The sequence below is a fragment of the Spirillospora sp. NPDC048911 genome, from assembly GCF_043198015.1.
GTDB lineage: Bacteria > Actinomycetota > Actinomycetes > Streptosporangiales > Streptosporangiaceae > Spirillospora.
In genome coordinates, this window is record NZ_JBICUD010000020.1 from 33,854 (window position 1) to 50,936 (window position 17,083).

At 66.6% G+C, this 17,083-nt stretch carries 18 protein-coding genes and 1 pseudogene; 6 read left to right on the forward strand and 13 right to left on the reverse strand.

The genetic code is table 11. The features are described 5' to 3' along the window. Positions 1-159: 159 nt before the first annotated feature. The 5 genes from ACGFNU_RS49870 to ACGFNU_RS49890 all read right to left on the reverse strand — a co-directional run bounded on the left by ACGFNU_RS49870 (position 160) and on the right by ACGFNU_RS49890 (position 5,251). The gene (locus ACGFNU_RS49870) at positions 160-996 is read right to left on the reverse strand and encodes a S1 RNA-binding domain-containing protein (RefSeq protein ID WP_392603945.1); all 837 of its coding nucleotides are present in this window, start codon (positions 994-996) and stop codon (positions 160-162) included. A 190-nt stretch (positions 997-1,186) separates the two neighbouring features. Continuing rightward, positions 1,187-1,747 carry a hypothetical protein gene (locus tag ACGFNU_RS49875; RefSeq protein ID WP_392603861.1) on the reverse strand — a complete coding sequence of 187 codons (561 nt, stop codon included), beginning with the start codon at positions 1,745-1,747 and terminating at the stop codon, positions 1,187-1,189. Positions 1,748-2,388: 641 nt separating this feature from the next. Then, entirely contained in the window at positions 2,389-2,574 is a 186-nt protein-coding gene (locus tag ACGFNU_RS49880; protein WP_392603863.1) for a hypothetical protein, read from the reverse strand. Beyond that, entirely contained in the window at positions 2,517-3,575 is a 1,059-nt protein-coding gene (locus ACGFNU_RS49885) for a pentapeptide repeat-containing protein (RefSeq protein ID WP_392603865.1), read from the reverse strand. The genes ACGFNU_RS49880 and ACGFNU_RS49885 overlap by 58 nt, the downstream gene beginning before the upstream one ends. A 626-nt stretch (positions 3,576-4,201) precedes the next feature. Continuing rightward, positions 4,202-5,251 carry a terpene synthase family protein gene (locus ACGFNU_RS49890; RefSeq protein WP_392603867.1) on the reverse strand — a complete coding sequence of 350 codons (1,050 nt, stop codon included), beginning with the start codon at positions 5,249-5,251 and terminating at the stop codon, positions 4,202-4,204. Positions 5,252-5,595: 344 nt separating this feature from the next. On the opposite strand from ACGFNU_RS49890, the gene ACGFNU_RS49895 reads away from it, so the two are divergent. Together ACGFNU_RS49895 and ACGFNU_RS49900 are read left to right on the forward strand one after the other, a co-directional pair. Further along, the gene (locus ACGFNU_RS49895; protein ID WP_392603869.1) at positions 5,596-5,922 is read left to right on the forward strand and encodes a DUF6247 family protein; all 327 of its coding nucleotides are present in this window, start codon (positions 5,596-5,598) and stop codon (positions 5,920-5,922) included. After that, positions 5,919-6,185 carry a hypothetical protein gene (locus tag ACGFNU_RS49900; protein WP_392603871.1) on the forward strand — a complete coding sequence of 89 codons (267 nt, stop codon included), beginning with the start codon at positions 5,919-5,921 and terminating at the stop codon, positions 6,183-6,185. Before ACGFNU_RS49895 ends, ACGFNU_RS49900 begins: the two co-directional genes overlap by 4 nt. Before the next feature lie 52 nt (positions 6,186-6,237). Here the strand turns inward: ACGFNU_RS49900 and ACGFNU_RS49905 are convergent, their stop codons facing one another. Beyond that, on the reverse strand, positions 6,238-6,435 hold the full coding sequence (locus ACGFNU_RS49905; RefSeq protein ID WP_392603873.1) for a hypothetical protein: 198 nt from the start codon (positions 6,433-6,435) through the stop codon (positions 6,238-6,240). A gap of 947 nt (positions 6,436-7,382) precedes the next feature. Between ACGFNU_RS49905 and ACGFNU_RS49910 the strand changes: the two genes are divergently transcribed. Then, entirely contained in the window at positions 7,383-8,366 is a 984-nt protein-coding gene (locus ACGFNU_RS49910; protein ID WP_392603947.1) for a reverse transcriptase domain-containing protein, read from the forward strand. Next, positions 8,300-9,028 carry a group II intron maturase-specific domain-containing protein gene (locus tag ACGFNU_RS49915; RefSeq protein WP_392603875.1) on the forward strand — a complete coding sequence of 243 codons (729 nt, stop codon included), beginning with the start codon at positions 8,300-8,302 and terminating at the stop codon, positions 9,026-9,028. Before ACGFNU_RS49910 ends, ACGFNU_RS49915 begins: the two co-directional genes overlap by 67 nt. A gap of 88 nt (positions 9,029-9,116) precedes the next feature. Here the strand turns inward: ACGFNU_RS49915 and ACGFNU_RS49920 are convergent, their stop codons facing one another. Together ACGFNU_RS49920 and ACGFNU_RS49925 are read right to left on the reverse strand one after the other, a co-directional pair. After that, positions 9,117-9,239 (reverse strand): hypothetical protein, encoded by a 123-nt coding sequence (locus ACGFNU_RS49920; RefSeq protein ID WP_392603877.1) that lies wholly within the window; start codon positions 9,237-9,239, stop codon positions 9,117-9,119. A 314-nt stretch (positions 9,240-9,553) separates the two neighbouring features. Further along, positions 9,554-13,279, reverse strand: coding sequence for a hypothetical protein (locus ACGFNU_RS49925; protein WP_392603879.1), 3,726 nt, complete (start codon positions 13,277-13,279; stop codon positions 9,554-9,556). Between the two features lie 309 nt (positions 13,280-13,588). Here ACGFNU_RS49925 and ACGFNU_RS49930 point away from each other — a divergent pair. Both ACGFNU_RS49930 and ACGFNU_RS49935 read left to right on the forward strand, forming a co-directional pair. Then, positions 13,589-13,837, forward strand: a pseudogene (locus ACGFNU_RS49930) (tyrosine-type recombinase/integrase); the annotation flags it as partial. Continuing rightward, positions 13,834-14,433, forward strand: a complete 600-nt coding sequence (locus ACGFNU_RS49935; protein WP_392603881.1) for a hypothetical protein — start codon at positions 13,834-13,836, stop codon at positions 14,431-14,433. The pseudogene ACGFNU_RS49930 and the gene ACGFNU_RS49935, both read left to right, overlap by 4 nt. A 74-nt stretch (positions 14,434-14,507) precedes the next feature. Here ACGFNU_RS49935 and ACGFNU_RS49940 read toward each other — a convergent pair whose 3' ends face one another. The 5 genes from ACGFNU_RS49940 to ACGFNU_RS49960 all read right to left on the reverse strand — a co-directional run bounded on the left by ACGFNU_RS49940 (position 14,508) and on the right by ACGFNU_RS49960 (position 17,031). Further along, positions 14,508-15,032 (reverse strand): hypothetical protein, encoded by a 525-nt coding sequence (locus ACGFNU_RS49940; RefSeq protein ID WP_392603883.1) that lies wholly within the window; start codon positions 15,030-15,032, stop codon positions 14,508-14,510. Positions 15,033-15,078: 46 nt separating this feature from the next. Further along, on the reverse strand, positions 15,079-15,264 hold the full coding sequence (locus tag ACGFNU_RS49945) for a hypothetical protein (RefSeq protein WP_392603885.1): 186 nt from the start codon (positions 15,262-15,264) through the stop codon (positions 15,079-15,081). Between the two features lie 204 nt (positions 15,265-15,468). Further along, positions 15,469-15,843, reverse strand: a complete 375-nt coding sequence (locus ACGFNU_RS49950; RefSeq protein WP_392603887.1) for a hypothetical protein — start codon at positions 15,841-15,843, stop codon at positions 15,469-15,471. Next, a complete protein-coding gene (locus ACGFNU_RS49955) occupies positions 15,816-16,526 on the reverse strand; it encodes a hypothetical protein (protein WP_392603889.1) in 711 nt (236 codons plus the stop codon). The genes ACGFNU_RS49950 and ACGFNU_RS49955 overlap by 28 nt, the downstream gene beginning before the upstream one ends. Positions 16,527-16,707: 181 nt before the next feature. Beyond that, positions 16,708-17,031, reverse strand: coding sequence for a helix-turn-helix domain-containing protein (locus ACGFNU_RS49960; protein ID WP_392603891.1), 324 nt, complete (start codon positions 17,029-17,031; stop codon positions 16,708-16,710). Positions 17,032-17,083: the final 52 nt, after the last annotated feature.

Below are 17,083 nucleotides of genomic sequence, written 5' to 3' on the forward strand. Positions count from 1 at the left end.
GGCTCGACCCGGAGCATCGAGCATCGGACGCATGCTTAACCGAACTGATCTTGATTGGCTGATTGGGCGGCGGGCTTGGGGGCCTGGTGACGGATGGTGACTGCTTGAGCCTGTTGGTCTTGGGTCCTCCGCGTGTCGCGGGTGATGGTGTCGGCGTGCCTATTGGGGTGCAGGGCAGCGGCGGCGTGATAGGGCGAGCCGGCGCCGTGGCAGGTCGATGTCAGTGACGATGACCGTGATCTCGTCGCCTTCCTGGACTACCTGGTCGGGTGTTTCGATGGGGGTGGTGGAGAGTTCGCTGAGGTGGACCAAGCCTTCGATGCCGTCTGCGACGCGGACGAAGGCTCCGAAGGGGACCAGTTTGGTGACCTGGCCGTGCAGGGTCTGCCCAACGTGAGTGTCGCGGGCGAACTGCTGGAAGGGATCGGGTTGGGTGGCACGCAGCGACAGCCGGGCCTCACCGTTGGTGGTGTCGAAAGCGAGGACTTCGCAGGTGATGTGCTGTCCGATGGAGACGATCTCGGACGGGTCCTCGAACCGGCGCCAGGACAGCTCGGGCGTGGTGACGAAGCCGACGCCGGGGAAGACGGGATGTTTGGGTCCGTCGTCCAGATCGACGAAGATGCCGAATCGCTCGATGACCGCGACGGTGCCGGACAGGCGCTGTCCCGGATGCAGTGCCTTGAGGAAGGCCCAGAGCTGGGGGTTCTCGGTCGCTGCCCGGGAGAGCAGGACCCGCCCGCTCTGGGGATCGACGGCGATGACTTCGGCGGAGACCCGGTCGCCGGCCTGCAGGATCCCACCAGCCGATCGGTGGAAGGACTGCCAGGAAAGAGCGAGGGAGCCGATGACGCCGACCGGATCGCCGGCGAAGCCATCGAGGAGCACTGTTGCCCCTGATTGCGTGACCTTGGTCACGGTGCCGGTGAGGATGTCGCCGACGTTCACGGCTGCCATGAACACGGCAAGGGGCTGATCGTCTTCCACTGCCCCCATGATTCCAGGGCTCAGGAAGCACTCAATGGCGAAGTGGTGTCGATCCCGCGTAGCCACTCCTCAAGAGCGCGGTAGTCGGCCGTGACCGCTCTCGTCCCGCCAGGTCAGCGCGCCGCCCACCGGGGACTGACTCGCTCGGCCAGCGAGTTTTGGTCGCTTTCTATATGGAAAGTTGCTGCGCGCTCGGCGATCAGGCACGGATGTCGCGGCGGGTACGGTGCGGCTGCTGGTGGACGGCGGTGGCGTAGCTGACGGCGGCCAGGACCACCTGCTCGACCGGTCTGCGGGCCCACCGGTCGATCGCCATGCGCGCCAGCGTTCCGGCCGGGATCCGGTACGGCGTTCCGGGCGCACGCCGGCGATACCAGGACGAGGAGATCCCTGCCGTGCCGAGCCGCTCGTACACCTCGGCCGCCAGCACCGCCGGCGCCGGGGTGATCACGAACTGCTGGGAGACCTGGGCGAGCTCGGCGGCGTAGGCCCCGCACAGATCCTCAAAGATCTTGTCCAGGAAGCCGTCGTAGCGCTGGGTAAACCGCGGTGGCAGGTAGAACGCCACCGGCGGATGCTCGGGAACCCGCCCCCGCGCCAGGTCCAGCTCGTGACGGCGGCGGGTCCGCGCGGCGTAGGCAGCGACCGTGAACGGATCGGGCAGCGCGTCGGTGAACAGTTCGATGACCGCGACCGCGAGCGTGTCCGACAACGACGCCGGTGGCCTGCCCTGCTGTTGCTGCCACCCGGGCGCTTGCACCGGCCGGTCCTCCAGCAGCCGGACTTTCCATCGGCCGATCACCCTGGCCTGGGCAGACGACAGGAACCCCGTCGAATACGCGCGCCGTGCCCGACTAGTGTCCATATAGAAAGTCAACCGATCACACGGGCGCATGCCGGGGCCCGCCGCACCAGCCCGACGATCATTTGACGCCTCCGCTGCCGAAAGCTGGCCTGCCGTCGGCAGCGGCTGGCCGAGGCCGTCCCAGCGGGCTGCCGAATGAGCTCGCCCGGCGTGAATCGGCGCCGCCATCATGAAAACGGGTGACCGCCGCCTGGAGAACCACCCCTCAGCCCGGACGGACATCTGACTGGCGACGGTGCCATCACGACTCCCCGCGCCCGTCGGGACGACGCACCTGGACACGCCGACGTTCGCGCTCGCCGACGTCCAGGCCTGGCTGACCACCCAGGGTCTCTCTCTCGCCACTCCCGCCACAGACCAGAATGAAGCTTCTGGGGAGCGGCGATGATGCTCACGGTTCGCGTGGGCAACAGCCGTTGTCGTGGCGTCCGCCGACACCAAATGGCCAGGACCATACCTCCACCGCTTCGGTTACGGCGCGCTCTACCGCCCCGATAGCCAGGCACCTAGCGAGCCGCCGTCTCGGTGACCAAGGTTCAGGCGGGCGAGCCTGCTTCAGCAACGATGTTGCCGCCGCCATCACCGTCTGGCTCGATCCGCCACCCCGACGGCAGCGCGTGGCTGTCTCCAGCGTCGGCTACCCGAGCGCCGTCCAGCTCGACCGTCACCGGTCCGACGTCCATCTCGTTGAAGTCCACGGCCCCGGAGAAGGTCGTCTCCATGAAGCTGGCGGAATCGGAGAAGGTCGCCTGGTTGAAGGTCGCCTTCCCGGAAAGGTCACCTTGCCGAAGATGGTGTACCCGGAGAAGGTCGCCTCTTCGAAGCTGGCCTTCTCGGAGAAGGTCGCCTCGTCGAAGAAGACGGACCGGGAGAAGGTCGCCTTGTCAAAGACGGCGTACTCGAAGGCCACCTTGCTGAAGGTGGTGTACCCGGAGAAGGTCGCCTCTTCGAAGCTGGCGGCCTTGGAGAAGGTCGCCTCGTCGAAGAAGACGGACCCGGAGAAGGTCGCCTTATCAAAGAGGGCGTACCCGGAGAACACCGCCGCGCGGAAGTCGGCGTGGGTCAGGGTGCACTCGGTCAGGGCGAAGTCAATGAGGGTCGCGCCGGTGAGGTCCAGGTTGAGGCCGGTCCAGTGCTCGGGGGCGTCGCAGTGCAGGTGGGTGTGCAGGATGCGCTGGGCGGTGAGGCGGACCTGGTGTTCCTCGTGTGGGTCGGGTCCAGCGGTAGGCGGCTGTGGGGCAGCGGGCCAGGTGCCGGCGCGGGTGGCGGCGCGGGCGGTGTGGTAGCGGCGCGATGCAGCGTGCGGCTCCTCCCTCGGGCCGATGGACGTCTTGGGCGGGGTGTAGGGCATCCGGAGATACGCGCAGACGATGTTGACGATGGTCTGCCGGTGAGCGGGATTGTCGTTGGCCAGGCGTTCCAGGGTGTACAGGGCGGTGAGGCGGACCGGGGCTTTGTCGGAGCCGAGTTGCTCAGCGGCGGCGTTGTAGAGCTCGGTGACGCGGCGCTCAGCGGTGTCGTATTCCTGGTGCTCCTGACGGCGGAACGCCAGGCCCAACGTGACGACCGCGGCCGCGCCGGCGCCGGCGGCCAAGCCGGTGCGCACTGCGTCGACGCGGACCTTGGCCCGCTCGGTGCCCGCCGTGGCGTCGTTAGCTGTGCCCAGCAGCCACGCCGTGGTCACCCATATCGCCGCGGCTGCCGCCGTGGCTGCCGCGAGCATCCACAATCCCGCCTGCAGTGGCTGCATCTGCCGCTGCCGGGCAGCGCGCCGCTTGCGCAGCCTTGCCCAGCCCCGCCGTACCATGTTCGGTCGCTGCCGCCATCCACGAGCCCACCGCGCCAGATGACCCCTGTCATGCCCCATGCGCCGAACGTAACGTCGCTCCCTGGACCGGCGGTCCGCATCAAGCACATGTCGGCCAATCCCGGACGTCACCAGACCAACGGCGCTGCCGACAGGTCCCACACTTCTCGAAGAACGATATATCGGCGATTGATCGATAAGTACGATTACGTCAAGTTGGTCACAGGCTGGTACGGCTGGATGTGCGCCACTCTGGGCTGGTGGTGGTGCACTGCGGTGCACACCGTGTTCACGCATCCTCAGAACGCAGGTCAGGCGCTGTTGCTGGTATGTCTGGGAGCCCCCTGCCTCGTCCACCGCACGCCGCTCTGAAGCTACATCCACGACCCGGGCCGACAGCGCCGTCGACATCGGCGTGATTTACGAAGGGGATGACGGCGACGCCGTCCACGACGCCATCCTGCCTCGAGACAGGCGCACGGACAGGCACCTTGGATGGGCTCAGGCAGACAGCGGGGCGCCGGGGCTGCTCGACCCGTGACCTAAGGTTTCGTCTCGTGCCGCGTGCGGTTGTTGGTCGTGCCTGGCGTCAGCGCAGTGGCGCTCCAGGGGGCCCCACCGTTCGTGGGGCCGTCGGCCGCGTAGGCGTCGACATCGCTGTACCGGTCGGTGCTGGGGTGGTAGTCGAAGTTGCCCCTCAGCAGGCACCTGTAACCGTCCAGCACCGCCTCGATGTCGGCCAGGACACGCCGGTCGTCGGTGATGGCGCGCACTTGGGCGGCAGCGCAGGCGCAAGCCGCCTCGAACTGGTCCATCAGCCCGTCCAGCACGGCGGCGACCATGCCGGCCGCGGCTTGTGCGGAGCAGCCATGGAGGCGCCGCAGGAGGTGGACGGCGTTGAACGGGTAGTCGACCACTGCTTCTTTGCCCGCGGAGTACAAGTCGTTGTACAGGCCGATCCACTCCGAGCCGCGGTCCCGGGCCTGGGCCATTGCGGGAAGCTCGCGCACCTGGGCGGGGAGTTCGATGCCCGCCACGTACTCGTGAAGGTGGAAGAAGATGGTTTCCCCCACGCTGGAGCGCCGGTGCGGAAGGTAGTCCCCGAAGCTCATCTGCCGGTCTCTGTCCTCGGCCTCCACACGATAGGTGGCCAGCCAGGCAGCGTTCCCCTCGGCCAGCGCTGTGCGCCAGCCCGGGGTGCGATCGCGGCACAAGTCGGCCATGACATCGGCGAACGCGTGCCCGGCGGGTCTGGACGGACGACAGGTACCCCAGGCGACGCCGACCAGCTCATCGATGAACGCCGCCGCCGCTTGCGCGTCATGCGCCAGGTTCGTGTCATCGAGCAGGTCATCGACGATGAACCCCCAGGCCATGTACCGGGCGGGGAGCCGGAGATGGGCGGCATCGGCATTCGGGTAGTACAGGGCAGTGGTCAGTTGCGGAGACGTGCGCGTCAGCTGGTCGTGCATCGCCTGGGTGCCGGGTAGCCCGAAGCGGTCAAGCCATGCCCACATGTCCTCAAGGACCGTGTCCATCGCGGGAGATGCGCCGCGACGCGGAAAGGGCATTGTCAACGCCGGGATACTCATTGCCTTCATGGTCCGTGCTACCTCCGACTTCGCAGGGTGGCTGTTCCCAGATCGCCTTAGCGTGCCTCTGAGTGGTTGTTTCCAGGTTCCTGACCAAGCACAGCGGAGACGAACACCAGCCACGACCCGACGATGTCGCGCTTCAGCCCGTTGTCGCGCTCCAGAAAGGCGCAAAGGCGCACGGCTGCTCCTCCCGCCAGCCGTAACGACAGCACGACGATATATCGTCGATTGTTCGATATAGAGATTACGTCAAGTTGGCCACAGAAGGTTTGTCTTTGGCAGCGGCATCGCCGCCGACCGAGGTCGCATCCGTTCGGTGGGCGAGTCATAGACTGTGGGGCATGACCGCCAGCGCGCCGGAACCCGCTTCCACGCCGCCAGGTAAAGACCTGAAGTCGATCCGTGCGGCGCTGCTACCTGAGGACCGTGCTGGGTTCGACTCTGGGTTGCGGCGGGCGATGAACACCGCGGCCGACCATCTGGATCTGGCGCCCGTTCACGAGTTCATCGAGGCTTGGCGGCGTATCGCGGTGTTCTCGATGGATCCGGACAAGCACCGCATCGCTCGCGACACCCTTGAGGCCCTGCTGCGTGGCGAGCGGGTGCCGACGGTCGACGCCACACAGATGATCAGGCGGCGTATCGCCGATCTCGAGGGCGGACGTTGATCTACCGCGTCGAGGAGACCCAAGACGTTCTCGCCGAACTCTCGGTCCTCTCCCCCGCAGCCCTGGCCGCCTACCTGGAACTGAGAACGACACTGGAACTGGCGCCCTGGAGCGGCGCCCAGTACAACCCCGACAACCCCGCCGGCGCGAACGTGCGGACACATCCGTTCGGAGCCGGACACGGACTCGCCAGCTACGTGATCATCGAACACCACGAGATCAACGAACACCGCGTGGTCGTCACCCGAGTGACCTGGCTCTGAGCAGCCTGATGCTGACCGACGGGTGATCTTGATCGTCGTCACCCAGGGCTGATCACTTCTTCACGAGCGAGTTGAGAAGTTCTGCGGCCATCAACCCGACCAGGGCGGCAGTGCCAACGCCCGCGAAGATCCCCAGGGCGACTGCTGTATGCACGTTCACCACCCTGGCCAGGTTGAGCCCAGCAGTGACGCCCGCGCTGACTCCGGACCACAGGCCCAGAACGCCGGCGGGCCTGCGCCAGGAACTCATCCAGCCGCCGGCAGTGCGCCACATCCACCTGCCCACGAGCCTGCACCACCAGCAGTCCCTCCACCGAGCGAGACGACAACTCCAGCCGACACATCCCGTTCCCTTCCAGAACGTGACAGAGGCGCGCATCTACCCAGGCCACCCTGAACATCCGGAGTATCACGGACAGCGGTCGAATGAGTACACAACGCAATCATGGGCATGGTTGCTGGCCCTCCGCTCGGGTCCGCGCAACCAGAGGCAAAGTAGCTCTCGGTAATCGACTACCTCACATAACGTTCAGGATGCGAGCACCCGCCGTCCCGCGGCCGCATCGCGCTGACCTGAACCGACGTCGTTCTTCCTCACACTGCCGATCAGTTAGCCGGGAGTGGCCGAGCGGCTGGTGCCGGTCTTATCCCGCCATGCCCGAACCGGAATCCACCCGGAGGCCCGGCGGCGCGTACAGCCCGTGACCTCGGTCGGTCGTCCAGTTGGCGGCTGGGGACACGTTCGGTTGCGACATGAGGTCGCACGCTTTGAGTGACTGCGAGGAAGGAGGCTCGACGATGTCGAGACCGTAGTCCGGGTCAGTGTCCGAGACCTGTTCCCGCCCTGACGTGGGCTGCGGGTAACTGCGGGGTTCGAAGCTCAGGGAAAAGCCCAAGGGCCTCCGTTCCGTCCGGGGGCACAGGTGAGGGGAAGGCTGGAGGGGCGAACGACCGTGAATCCTCGCTGATGCCTCGTCATGTCCACATCCCGGGGCGGGACGGTAGTCCGGGATGAGCAGGGGCCAGCCCGTTGCAAGGCGGCGAACGGCGGTCCGGGCACCGAACCCGGCCGCGTGGACACCGTTGCCCTCGGGGTACAGAGGACGCCCGATCCCAGCCGCGTCTCAGGCGTGCGGAACAAGGTGAACGGACCGGGAGGGCCTGCTCCTGGAGCTGGACGCCAGCAGGTGGGAGACCATCGACTGGCGGGTGGCCGAGGAACAAGTACGGCGGCTGCGAGGCAGGATCTTCAAGGCGGTTCAGGAAGGCGACTGGCCCAAGGCCAGGAACCTGCAGAAGCTGATGCTGCGAAGCCGCGCCAACACGCTGATCAGCGTGCGGCAGGTGACGCAGCGCAACGCTGGCCGCAAGACGGCGGGCATCGACGGGGTGGTCAATTTGACCTCCTCTGACAGGGCGGAGATGGCGGGGCGCGTGCACGCCACGATCCGCACCTGGCAGCCCCGCGCCGTCAAGCGGGTGCACATTCCGAAAGCCGGAAATCGCGCGAAGCTGCGCCCGCTCGGAATCCCGGTGATCGTGGACCGGTGTCATCAGGCACGGGTCCGCAACGCGCTGGAACCCGAGTGGGAGGCCCGGTTCGAACCTCGGTCATATGGGTTCCGGCCGGGCCGCAGCTGCCAGGACGCGATCCAGGCCATCTTTCAGGCCACGTGCCAGAAGACCGCGAAGCGGGCCTGGATACTGGATGCGGACTTGGCGGCGGCGTTCGATCGCATCGACCACTCCCGGCTGCTTGAGGCACTCGGATCGTTCCCCGCCAGGGACATGATCCGGGACTGGCTGAAGGCCGGGGTATTCGAAGCGGGCAAGGGATTCTCCCCCACTGAGGAGGGGTCCCCACAGGGCGGAGTCATCAGCCCTTTGCTCCTGAACGTCGCACTGCACGGGCTTGAGGAGGCCGCTGGAGTCCGCTACCGCACCGACGGCGTTCACGCCGGGGAGACGGTGGCGGGCTGCCCGATCGTGGTCAGATACGCCGACGACATGATCGCGCTCTGTCACAGCCAGAAACAGACGCAGCAGGTCAAGGTGAGGCTCGCCGAGTGGCTGAAGCCCCGGGGTCTGGTCTCAACGAAGACAAGACCACAATCGTGCACCTCACGCGAGGGTTCGATTTCCTGGGGGTCAACATCCGCCGCTATCCCAACGGCAAGCTGATGACCAAACCGAGCGCGGCAGCGGTCAGGCGGTTGAAGCTGCGGCTCGCGGCCGAGATGCGCAGCCTGCGCGGTTCGAACGCGCAGGCGGTCATCATCCGGCTCGATCCCATCGTGCGGGGCTGGGCCGCGTACTACCGCAGTGTGGTGGCGTCCAGGGTGTTTACCGCTCTGGACAACTACATGTGGCGGCTCACCTACAAATGGGCTCGCCACAACCACCCGAACAAGCCGAGGCGCTGGGTCGGCGACCGGGACCACGGCGCCTATCTGCCCAAGTTCGCCTGGACCAACATTGTCCGGCACGTCCTGGTCGTGGGCGCGGCGTCTCCCGACGACCCCGCCCAGGCCGACTATTGGGCCGCGCGGCGCAAGCGAATCAAACCGCCCGTCGATAGGTATACGTTGCGGCTGCTCACCAGGCAGGACGCACGTTGCCCACTCTGCGGAGGCCATCTGCTGACCGCCGAGCAACCACCGCAATCCCCCGACCAGTGGGAACGGTGGTGGCTCCAGGTCGTCAAGCCCGCGATTGCCGCCGACTATCTCGTGCATCACGGCCGACCCGGCCCACCGGACGGTGACCAAACCCGCCTCGTTCACGCCTCCTGCCACCGCGGGCACCGCGCCCGCCAACGCAGGAGCACCGCACAGTCAGCCTGAACCGCCCTTCGGGGCTTGCCTGAGCCGTGTGCCGCGACGAGTGGCACGCACGGTTCTGAGGGGGCCCCGGTGCAGCAATGCACCGGGGCTACCCGGCGAGCGGAGAGCTGTCCAGGGCGATGTAGGGCAGGTCCATGGCAGCCACGGCCTGATCCAATGCGTCCTGCAGGTCGCTGGCGCTGGCGATGTCGAGCTCACCGTGCAAGGTCAAGATGTACCAAGGAGCCTTGGCGGCGGGCGGTGATGGTGATCAGCGGCGACCCCAGCGGCACACGCGGGCGGTCGCCTGCGGGCAACGGATCCAGCGGCGCCGCGCCCGACGAAAGGGTCATAACCGGGCCTCTTCCGCTTCCCCCCGATCCCTCACCAAGGTCCGGGACGCTTGTTGTGGCATGGTCTCACGCCACAAGCCCGCGCACCCGGGAACGGCCCTGCCGGGCGCCTTCCCCCGGTGAGCCGGGGGAAGACGAAGGCTCGGAGGTCATGCGGTGCGCCCGGTCTCCAAGCCCAGGTCGAGGTGCTCGGTCATGCCAGTTTCTGGACGAGGAAGAACAGTGTGAAGCGGTCGGTGTCGGCGGGAACCTCGTACACCTTGCTCGGAAAGCCGTGCTCGGAGTGGAGGATGTCGGTGGCGTCGTAGCGCACGGTGCCCAGCAGGTCGTCGCCCGACAGGCCGTCGCGGTCGGTGACGGTGAAGGTGATGTCGACCTTGGGGGTTTCGGTGGAATAGGAGACGATCTTGCGCCACTTCGGCCCGCCGAGGAAGAGGCTGTCGTCTTTGCCGGCCTTCATCTCCAGGCTCGGTCCGGTGGACACGTCGTTGACCTGTCCCTGGCAGATCAGCTCGCCGCGTCCGGCGGGCTCGTGGTCCTTCAGGATGTCCACCTGGAGGAACTTCACCCGCATGCGGGGCCCGTCGGCCGCGTCGATCCGCCAGGCCGAGGTGATGGCGCTGCCCGGTGCCCGTACTTCGTGGGAGCCGATATCCCATCCGTCATCGAATCGGTGGACGCGCCGGCTGGTGCCCAGCAGTGTGTCGTCGCCGTTGTCGCGTTCGGATGCGGTGAGTTCGATGGTGAGGTCTTGGTCGAGCGCCGCCCACACCATGCGCGGTGCCAGTGGCTCGCCCAGGGGCACGGTGTCGCCCGAGCGGACCTTGTATTCGGGGGTCTGCAGGACCGTCGTCCCGTTGATGCGGCCGGTGAAGCTCACCTCGCCGCGGTCCGCGTTGTCGCCGTCGTCGTCGACTTGTACGGAGGTGAACTCGACCAGCAGGGGGTAGCGGCGGGGAAGGTCGGGCAGCGACTCGGCATCGGTTCCGGCGATTGTGTAGCGGATGCGGAAGCGTTCGTCGGGTGAGGTGACGGTGTGGTCGCCCAGTCCCCAGTCGTCGGCGAGTGTGAAGCGCTGAGTCATCTGGTCGAGGAGCTTGAGGGTGTCGCCGTCCTCGTCGTACACCGAGAAACCGATCGTGAGCCGGTCGGTGGCGGCCAGTCGCGGTTGCAGCGTCCACAGCTCGCCCATGAGCAGCAGCGGCTCTTCTCGTCGTGCTTTCTGTAGCACGCTGAGGCCGCTCTCCTCGTTGTTGGCCGTGGCCGAGAAGCGCAGTTCGCCCTCGCTCGCCGAGTCGCCGTCGTCCAGCACGGTGATCTCCAGGAAGGTCACGTTCAGTTGGTTCGCGCCGGTCGGCACGGTGTCGTAGGCCCGGTAGTGCAGCAGGAAGTCGCCCTCGTCGGAGGCCGCCACCTGTGTGCCCGCGGGCCAGGGGTAGGTCAGGTGCGCGGTCGCGGTGCCCAGGCTGACGTGGTCGTCGTCGGCGGCCTCGACCACCTCGAAGGACACCTCCAGCGGTTCACCTTCATCGAGCGAGGCCCAGTGGCTCCACTGGGCGGAGTCCAGCACGATCGTGTCACCGCGCCCCGCGGTCAACCGGTCACCGCTGCCCACCGGGAAGTCGTTGACCGACGCGATGCCCCAGAACTCGCCGGGCCCGACGGCCGTGTGGTCGTCCAGGATCTCGACCTTCTCCAAGCGCACCGTGGCCTGGACATCACCGGTGTCCTGGGCCGGATCGAGGATGCGCAGCCGAACCTCAAAGGCCGAGTCGCCCAACGTGTGCGAGCCCAGGCCGTAGGCGCCGTCGGCGTCCCATGCCATTTCCCACTCACTGAGCGGGTCGTCATCGCCGCCGTCGACGTCCACGACCTTGACCGTCAGGTCCAGGGTGCCGCCGACGATCACCGCGATCTCTTTGCGCCATGAGCCGCCGACGAGCGGGAGGGTCGTGCCGGAGGAGACGTCGATCGGCTCTGTGTCACCCATGACGATGCCGCCGGCCGTCGCCGTGGCCAGGATCTCGCCCGCATTGCCCCAGTCGTGGTCGTCGGGAATGGTCAGGCTCTCGAACACCACCAGCCGGGGCAGGGTCACGGCGGCATCCAGGACGTGCAGCCGGAACTCAAAGCGGCCGTCCGGCCCGACCATCGTGTGCGAGCCCAGGCCGTAGTCGTCGCCGACGCCGAGCGTCAGCAGCGCCTCACCGAGATCTTGGCCCGAGTCCACGACTCTCGCCGCCAGGTCGAGGGCCTCGTCGACGGGGACTGCGATCACGCCGCGCCACTGGCTGCCGGCGAGCGGAACCGTCGTCCCGGAAGAGGTGTCGATCAGGTGCGTGTTGCCCAGATCGACCCCGTTGGCCGTCGCCGTGGCCAGGATCTGGCGCGTACCAGGTCCGTTGCGGACGGTCAGGCTGTCGAAGATGACCAGCCGGCGTACTGTCGGGGGTGACGCCGGCTCGACCGGCTCATCGAGATCGACGATCTCGATCGTCGCGATGAAGTCCGCGGAGTCCGACTCCACTTGACTGGATCCCGCAACGATCGCGTCGCCAGGAATGGTGAGCCTGGCATCGCCCATCCAGTCGCGCTGGCCGGGGTCGTTGTCCCAGCCGACGACGCGCATCTCCAGGGGTTCGCCCCCGGGCAGGAAGAGCTCCACTTCCAGAGGGCCGCCGCCAGGGGCGCTGAGGGTTACCTCCGGGTTGTCGGTGCCCTTGACCTTCTGCTCAACGCTCACCGCGGTCGGCTGGTCGGCGATGAGCGCCCAGAACTGCACCTCACCCTTCCCGGAGGTGTCGAGGTCTCTTTCCACGGTGGCGCTCGGCACGGACACCCGGAGATGGCGAGTGTTCGGCGGGCGCGCTACGACGCCCGGCACGACCAACCTCATCAGCACCGTGTAGCGGCGGCCCGGCCCGTCCAGGCGCAGCACGACCGGCACTGTGCCGGTGTCGAGATCGATATTGATCACGCCCAGCGACTCCGACCGATTGGGGTCGGTGTCCAAGGCTTCGAAGCGCATCGAGACCGGCTGCTCATCCTGCACGGTGAGACCGATCCGCCAGGCGGGGCCTTCGAGCGGCACCAGTGTCCCGCTCCCCGCGTTCACGGTCGCGGAGAATCCGGTGTCGATGCCCTCCACCGTCGCGGCGAAAGTGAGTTCCCCCTGTCCGCTCCCGTCCGTGTCGTCATGGATTTCGACGGCGTCGAAAACGACATCGATGCGGCGCTGTCCGACTTGGACATTGTCGAAGTGCGCCTCGCCCTCGTCGACGTCGATCGAGGAAATACCACCGGTCAAAGGAAGCTCTAGGAGTCTATTGAGCTCGGGCCTCAGTCCGTCGAGCGATTCGGCCAGCGAAGCGGCCAACGGGCTCTCCAGCACTTTGCGTTCGATGAGCTCGCGTAGCGCACCGCTCAGCCCACCTTTGAAGTCGATCTCGATTCCCCGGTCGATGGTCCAGACGACGGTGCCCGAGGCGTCCAGCGACGGGATCATGAAAATATCCAGGTGCAGGTAGTCGAAGTCGATGTCGGCCACGCCGCCACGCACCTCCACCCCCTCACCCTCGAACACCACGCGCAGCCGCAGGGTGCCGCCGTGCTCGGTCGTCCACCCCACGAACACGCGACTCAGATGCAGATCCTGGATCACCCCCTCGAAACCGTCCTCGTCGAAGGGAGGCAGCGTCTCAGTCGTGACGGGGTCGACCTGCAGGAGAGTCGCGAGCGTCTTCCCCGTCGTTATCACTACGGTGTCGACGCCAGAAAAGACCGCTAGCTCGAACTCGGCCTGGAGAATAGCATAAATACGACCGAAGGTCGCAGGAGGACCGTCGGTAGCAATGAGATCCTTATCCTTAATCGTGATCATTTCACTCCTCGACGTGAACCGGAACAACAGATCGATCATGACTGGAAGACTTCATCCACCACTGACTCAGCGGGAAGATGATCAAATTATCTGTTGCGGCCCCGCGTAATACATCCGAGGAAATACTGACTTTCGTACGTACCGACAAAATAGCGTCGACTCAAAGAACGATTCATAATCGCGGCTGACCGCGTGCTCGGGCTCGCGCGAAAACTCCGGACGTAGTTCAGTCAACAAGGACCACCCACAGATCATTTCGCTTGGCCAGTGGCATGAGGCGCAAGCTGGTGACCGCCCAGATGCGCGAGCGCCGCCAGCCCGGCTGGGAACGGGTCCAGGCGGCCGCCACTCAGCTATGACGCCCTGGTCAAGCTGTTCGCCCGCCACATGGACAGCTTGGGTCTGCGAACCGCGGAGACGACCCCGCACGCTTTGCGGCACACGCACGCCACGGCGATGTGGGAAGGCGGCATGCGTGAACTGTCGCTGCAAAAGCGGCTCGGGCATGCCTCGCCGGAGTCGGTGAAGGTCTACACCCGGGTCTCTGACGAGGCCGTGCTGGCGGAGTACACCAAGGCGCTGGAGGACAACCGGTGACCGCTTCCGCGCTGCCTGCGTCGCCGCGGAGGCGCGAGCATGCCCCGCGAGAGGAGTACTTCGCCTGGGTGAAGGACGTCTTCGCCGGCGCGCCGAAGTCGATCAAATCTCGCCGCTACTTCTACGACCGGTTCCTCAAGCACTGGCCCGACCTTGAGGCCTGGTTCGCTGAACCGCTCCTGGTCCGCCTGGACCTGCACGATCGAGTCGTGCACGAACCCGGGAAGCGGGTTGGGCCCTCTCAAGATACCGGCCCCTACATCGTCTATCTGAGCTTGGCGCACGGCATACCGCTGGACGCGGCCTACGTGCTGAGCCGTAACTTCAACAGCCTCTTCAACCCGAACGTGGCCGCCGGGCTGGGTCTGGACATGGGGCTGTTCGAGCGGCACATCGAGCGGATCGTGGAGCTGGGGTATCGGCCCGTCACCGGCAGGTCGTCTCTGACCTGGGCGCTTTCGCGGCTCCTGCTCTGGCGAGGCGACCCCGATATCTCCGCCATCACCTACGACGACATCGTCGCGTTCGGCGAGGAGATCAGCCGGTATTGCGCTGAAGTCCCAGAGTTCAGGCGAACTGAAGGTTCTTCAGGATGAACTGAGGGACGTTCAGGCTTCGTGGCTGGTTCTGACCCTTGGGTTCGTATGAACTGGTGGATATGGCTTGTCCGTCAACCGCTGGGTTGCTGGTTCGGGTGCTGGCTGATCTGCGCCATGCATGCTTCACGAAGGGGTTCCTGCAGTTCCTCGGGGGTGCTGCAGTGACCGCATCCGCAGGTCCATTCGTAGTGGAAGCCGTAGGCGGCTCCCAGGGGTTGGTCGAAGTACTCGTCGGCGAGGTCGGAACTGGAGACGAGCCGCGCGACTTTGAAGATCAGCTGCTCGGCGCTGATCTTTCCGGCGAGGTGGAGCTGAGCGAGATCGCGATAGACGGTCGTGATGGCTTCCGGGAGGTCGGAGGGAATCGGCGTTCCGGTGTCTGCGAGAGCTGCGACGAGGGTGTCTCTAACTTCATGGGGGTCGGATCCGTCCAGTCCTGCCAAGATCCGAAGCGTTTCCCCGTCCTTCCCGTCAGCGATCCAATGAGCGGCCCAGAGGGGAACCTGTTCTGTCGCCAGGTCCTCGATCTTGAACCAAGCAGCCACGAGAGCAGGCGACGGGACCTGGTCCCCGGCGCTGTGGTACGGGATTCTCATCCCTCCATCATGATGGGGCTGACCAGCAGATTGTCCGCTGGGCGCCTCACTTCTCATGCGGGCCATCGGTGGGGCTTTGTCCCTCGGCTGCCGCGGTCAGGAGGGTGCGGGCGTTCTCGGCGTAGCGGATGGCGGTCTTGGGGTCGAGGCCGAAGACGGCGGCGAGGTGAAGCGGGTCGGGGCCGTGGGCGAGCGCTTCTTCGAGTTGCCGGTCGACGCGGAGGCGTTCCAAGGTCGCGGTCTTGCCGCGAAGGTGGGCTTTGCCAAGTAGATGGTGCTGACCGGGCCGGTGCCGTGGGCGCTCATCTGATTGATGAGCAGGTGCGGGTTGGCGGTGCCCGGCCAGCGGGTCTGCCGGTGGTCGAGCCATTCGAGCAGGGTTCGGTGGGTGAACTCATCGATCCGGCGGGAGCGGCCAGCGATGTTGAGGCGCCGGTTACCGAGGTCGACGTCGTCCAGGAGAAGGGCGCGGATGGCGCCGGTCCGGGCGGCGTGAACGGCGGCGAGCATGAGGACCAGCCGGGGCGGCCGGGGTGGTGGCCGCTTCGGCGGCCTGATCGACGTCGTCCTGGTCCCACCGCTGGGCGAGGCCGTAGGTGTGCTGGCCGACGCGGATCCCGCTCGTGGGGTTCCGGAAGATCTTTCCGGTCTTCTTGGCGAAGGCGAACAGGGACCTGGCGGAGACCAGCAGGTTGGATCGGCGGGAGCCGGTCAGTTCGTCCAGAGCAGCAAGAACGTCGTCGTGGGTGACTTCCCGGAGATGGTCGTAGCGCTGCGACCAGGTCAGAAGCGTCGGACGGATGTAGCCCATGTGGGTCCAGACCGTGGCCTGGTTGCGTGGCTTGGTGCGCGGGCCGCCATCGCGCATGGCGCGCAGCCAGTCCTCGTGGTCTGCCGGAACCCGTCGGTCAGGCCGTCGAGCTTGCGCTCCAGCCAGGTCTCGAACGACGACGTGCGGTCGTCGAGGAGGACGCCCATTGCGGTCAGGACTTCGGCGACGCGTTCGACGCTGATATCCAGGGCCCGCATCGCGGGGAACAACTCGGAGGAGCGGACGAGATCGCCGGTAGTGTGCGAGGACAGCATGATGATCAGGCCGCGATGAACGCCAAGGCGGGTGCCGCGCCGCCAGCCGTAGGTCTCGCCGATCTGGTGGGCAAGGTGAACACCCCAGGCCAGCCAGGGGTTGTCGGGGTCGGCATCGGTGCGTTCGTTGAAACGGGTGAAGTCGCGGGATGCCTCGAACAGTTTCGGCTGGGTCCATCGGAGTGCCGGTTGCCCGGCTGGCGGAGGCGGTTGCCGGCGGGGTCGGCCGCGCCGCTCCTGTTTGCGCTCGGAGGTGGTCGCCGAGCCCCGCTGACGGTGCATTCCGGCGAAGAAGAGCTGGTGGAAGGCTCCAACCTGATCGAGGAAGGTGGAAGCGATGATCTTCTGTCGTCGGTCTCCGGCGGCTCTGATCTCGACGGCCTCTGCTCGTGCCTGGTTCCAGCACATCCGGCAGTAGCCCTTGCGGAGCAGTTCCCGTCGTCCGCAGCCCGCGCAGCAGCCGTCTTCGTGACGGTGCCGGTTGTGCCGCCAGAGCGTGCAGGCGGCGCAGCGTCGACCGTTCAGGACGCCCCAGGCCAGGCAGTCGATGCAGCTGGCGGGGCCTTTCCGGAACTCTCGCGGCGGCACTTCAGACCGGCGGGAGCGATCGGCCGTCTCGGCGCTTGGGCGTCACGGCCGGACCGCCCGTCGCCACTGCGGAAGCTTGCTGCTCCTGCTCGCCGACCCGCTGGACCTTCTCCGGCTGCGGGAGGAGGAGTTCCTCGACCCCGCAGCCGAGGACGGCGCAGATGATGTTGAGGTCGTCGAGCTTGATGCTGGCGGGCTCGCCCGACCAGAGCCCAGACATCTTCCCGGCGCTGATGACCAGGCCGTGCTCGGCGAGTATCCGCTGGAGCTCGGAGGCCTTCCAAATGCCGCGGTTGGCGGCCGCGAGCCGCAGGTTCCACTTCATCGCCGTAGTCCTTCCAACCGGGTGGCCGCGCGCTGCTGGCCGGCGAGCCAGG

Coding starts and splice junctions, on each gene's coding strand:
- ACGFNU_RS49870 (WP_392603945.1), bottom strand. CDS start 996: ATGGGGGCAGTGGAAGACGATCAGCCCCTTGCCGTGTTCATGGCAGCC.
- ACGFNU_RS49880 (WP_392603863.1), bottom strand. CDS start 2,574: ATGGAGACGACCTTCTCCGGGGCCGTGGACTTCAACGAGATGGACGTC.
- ACGFNU_RS49885 (WP_392603865.1), bottom strand. CDS start 3,575: ATGCTCGCGGCAGCCACGGCGGCAGCCGCGGCGATATGGGTGACCACG.
- ACGFNU_RS49890 (WP_392603867.1), bottom strand. CDS start 5,251: ATGAGTATCCCGGCGTTGACAATGCCCTTTCCGCGTCGCGGCGCATCT.
- ACGFNU_RS49895 (WP_392603869.1), top strand. CDS start 5,596: ATGACCGCCAGCGCGCCGGAACCCGCTTCCACGCCGCCAGGTAAAGAC.
- ACGFNU_RS49905 (WP_392603873.1), bottom strand. CDS start 6,435: ATGAGTTCCTGGCGCAGGCCCGCCGGCGTTCTGGGCCTGTGGTCCGGA.
- ACGFNU_RS49925 (WP_392603879.1), bottom strand. CDS start 13,279: ATGATCGATCTGTTGTTCCGGTTCACGTCGAGGAGTGAAATGATCACG.
- ACGFNU_RS49940 (WP_392603883.1), bottom strand. CDS start 15,032: ATGAGAATCCCGTACCACAGCGCCGGGGACCAGGTCCCGTCGCCTGCT.
- ACGFNU_RS49950 (WP_392603887.1), bottom strand. CDS start 15,843: ATGGGCTACATCCGTCCGACGCTTCTGACCTGGTCGCAGCGCTACGAC.
- ACGFNU_RS49955 (WP_392603889.1), bottom strand. CDS start 16,526: ATGTGCTGGAACCAGGCACGAGCAGAGGCCGTCGAGATCAGAGCCGCC.
- ACGFNU_RS49960 (WP_392603891.1), bottom strand. CDS start 17,031: ATGAAGTGGAACCTGCGGCTCGCGGCCGCCAACCGCGGCATTTGGAAG.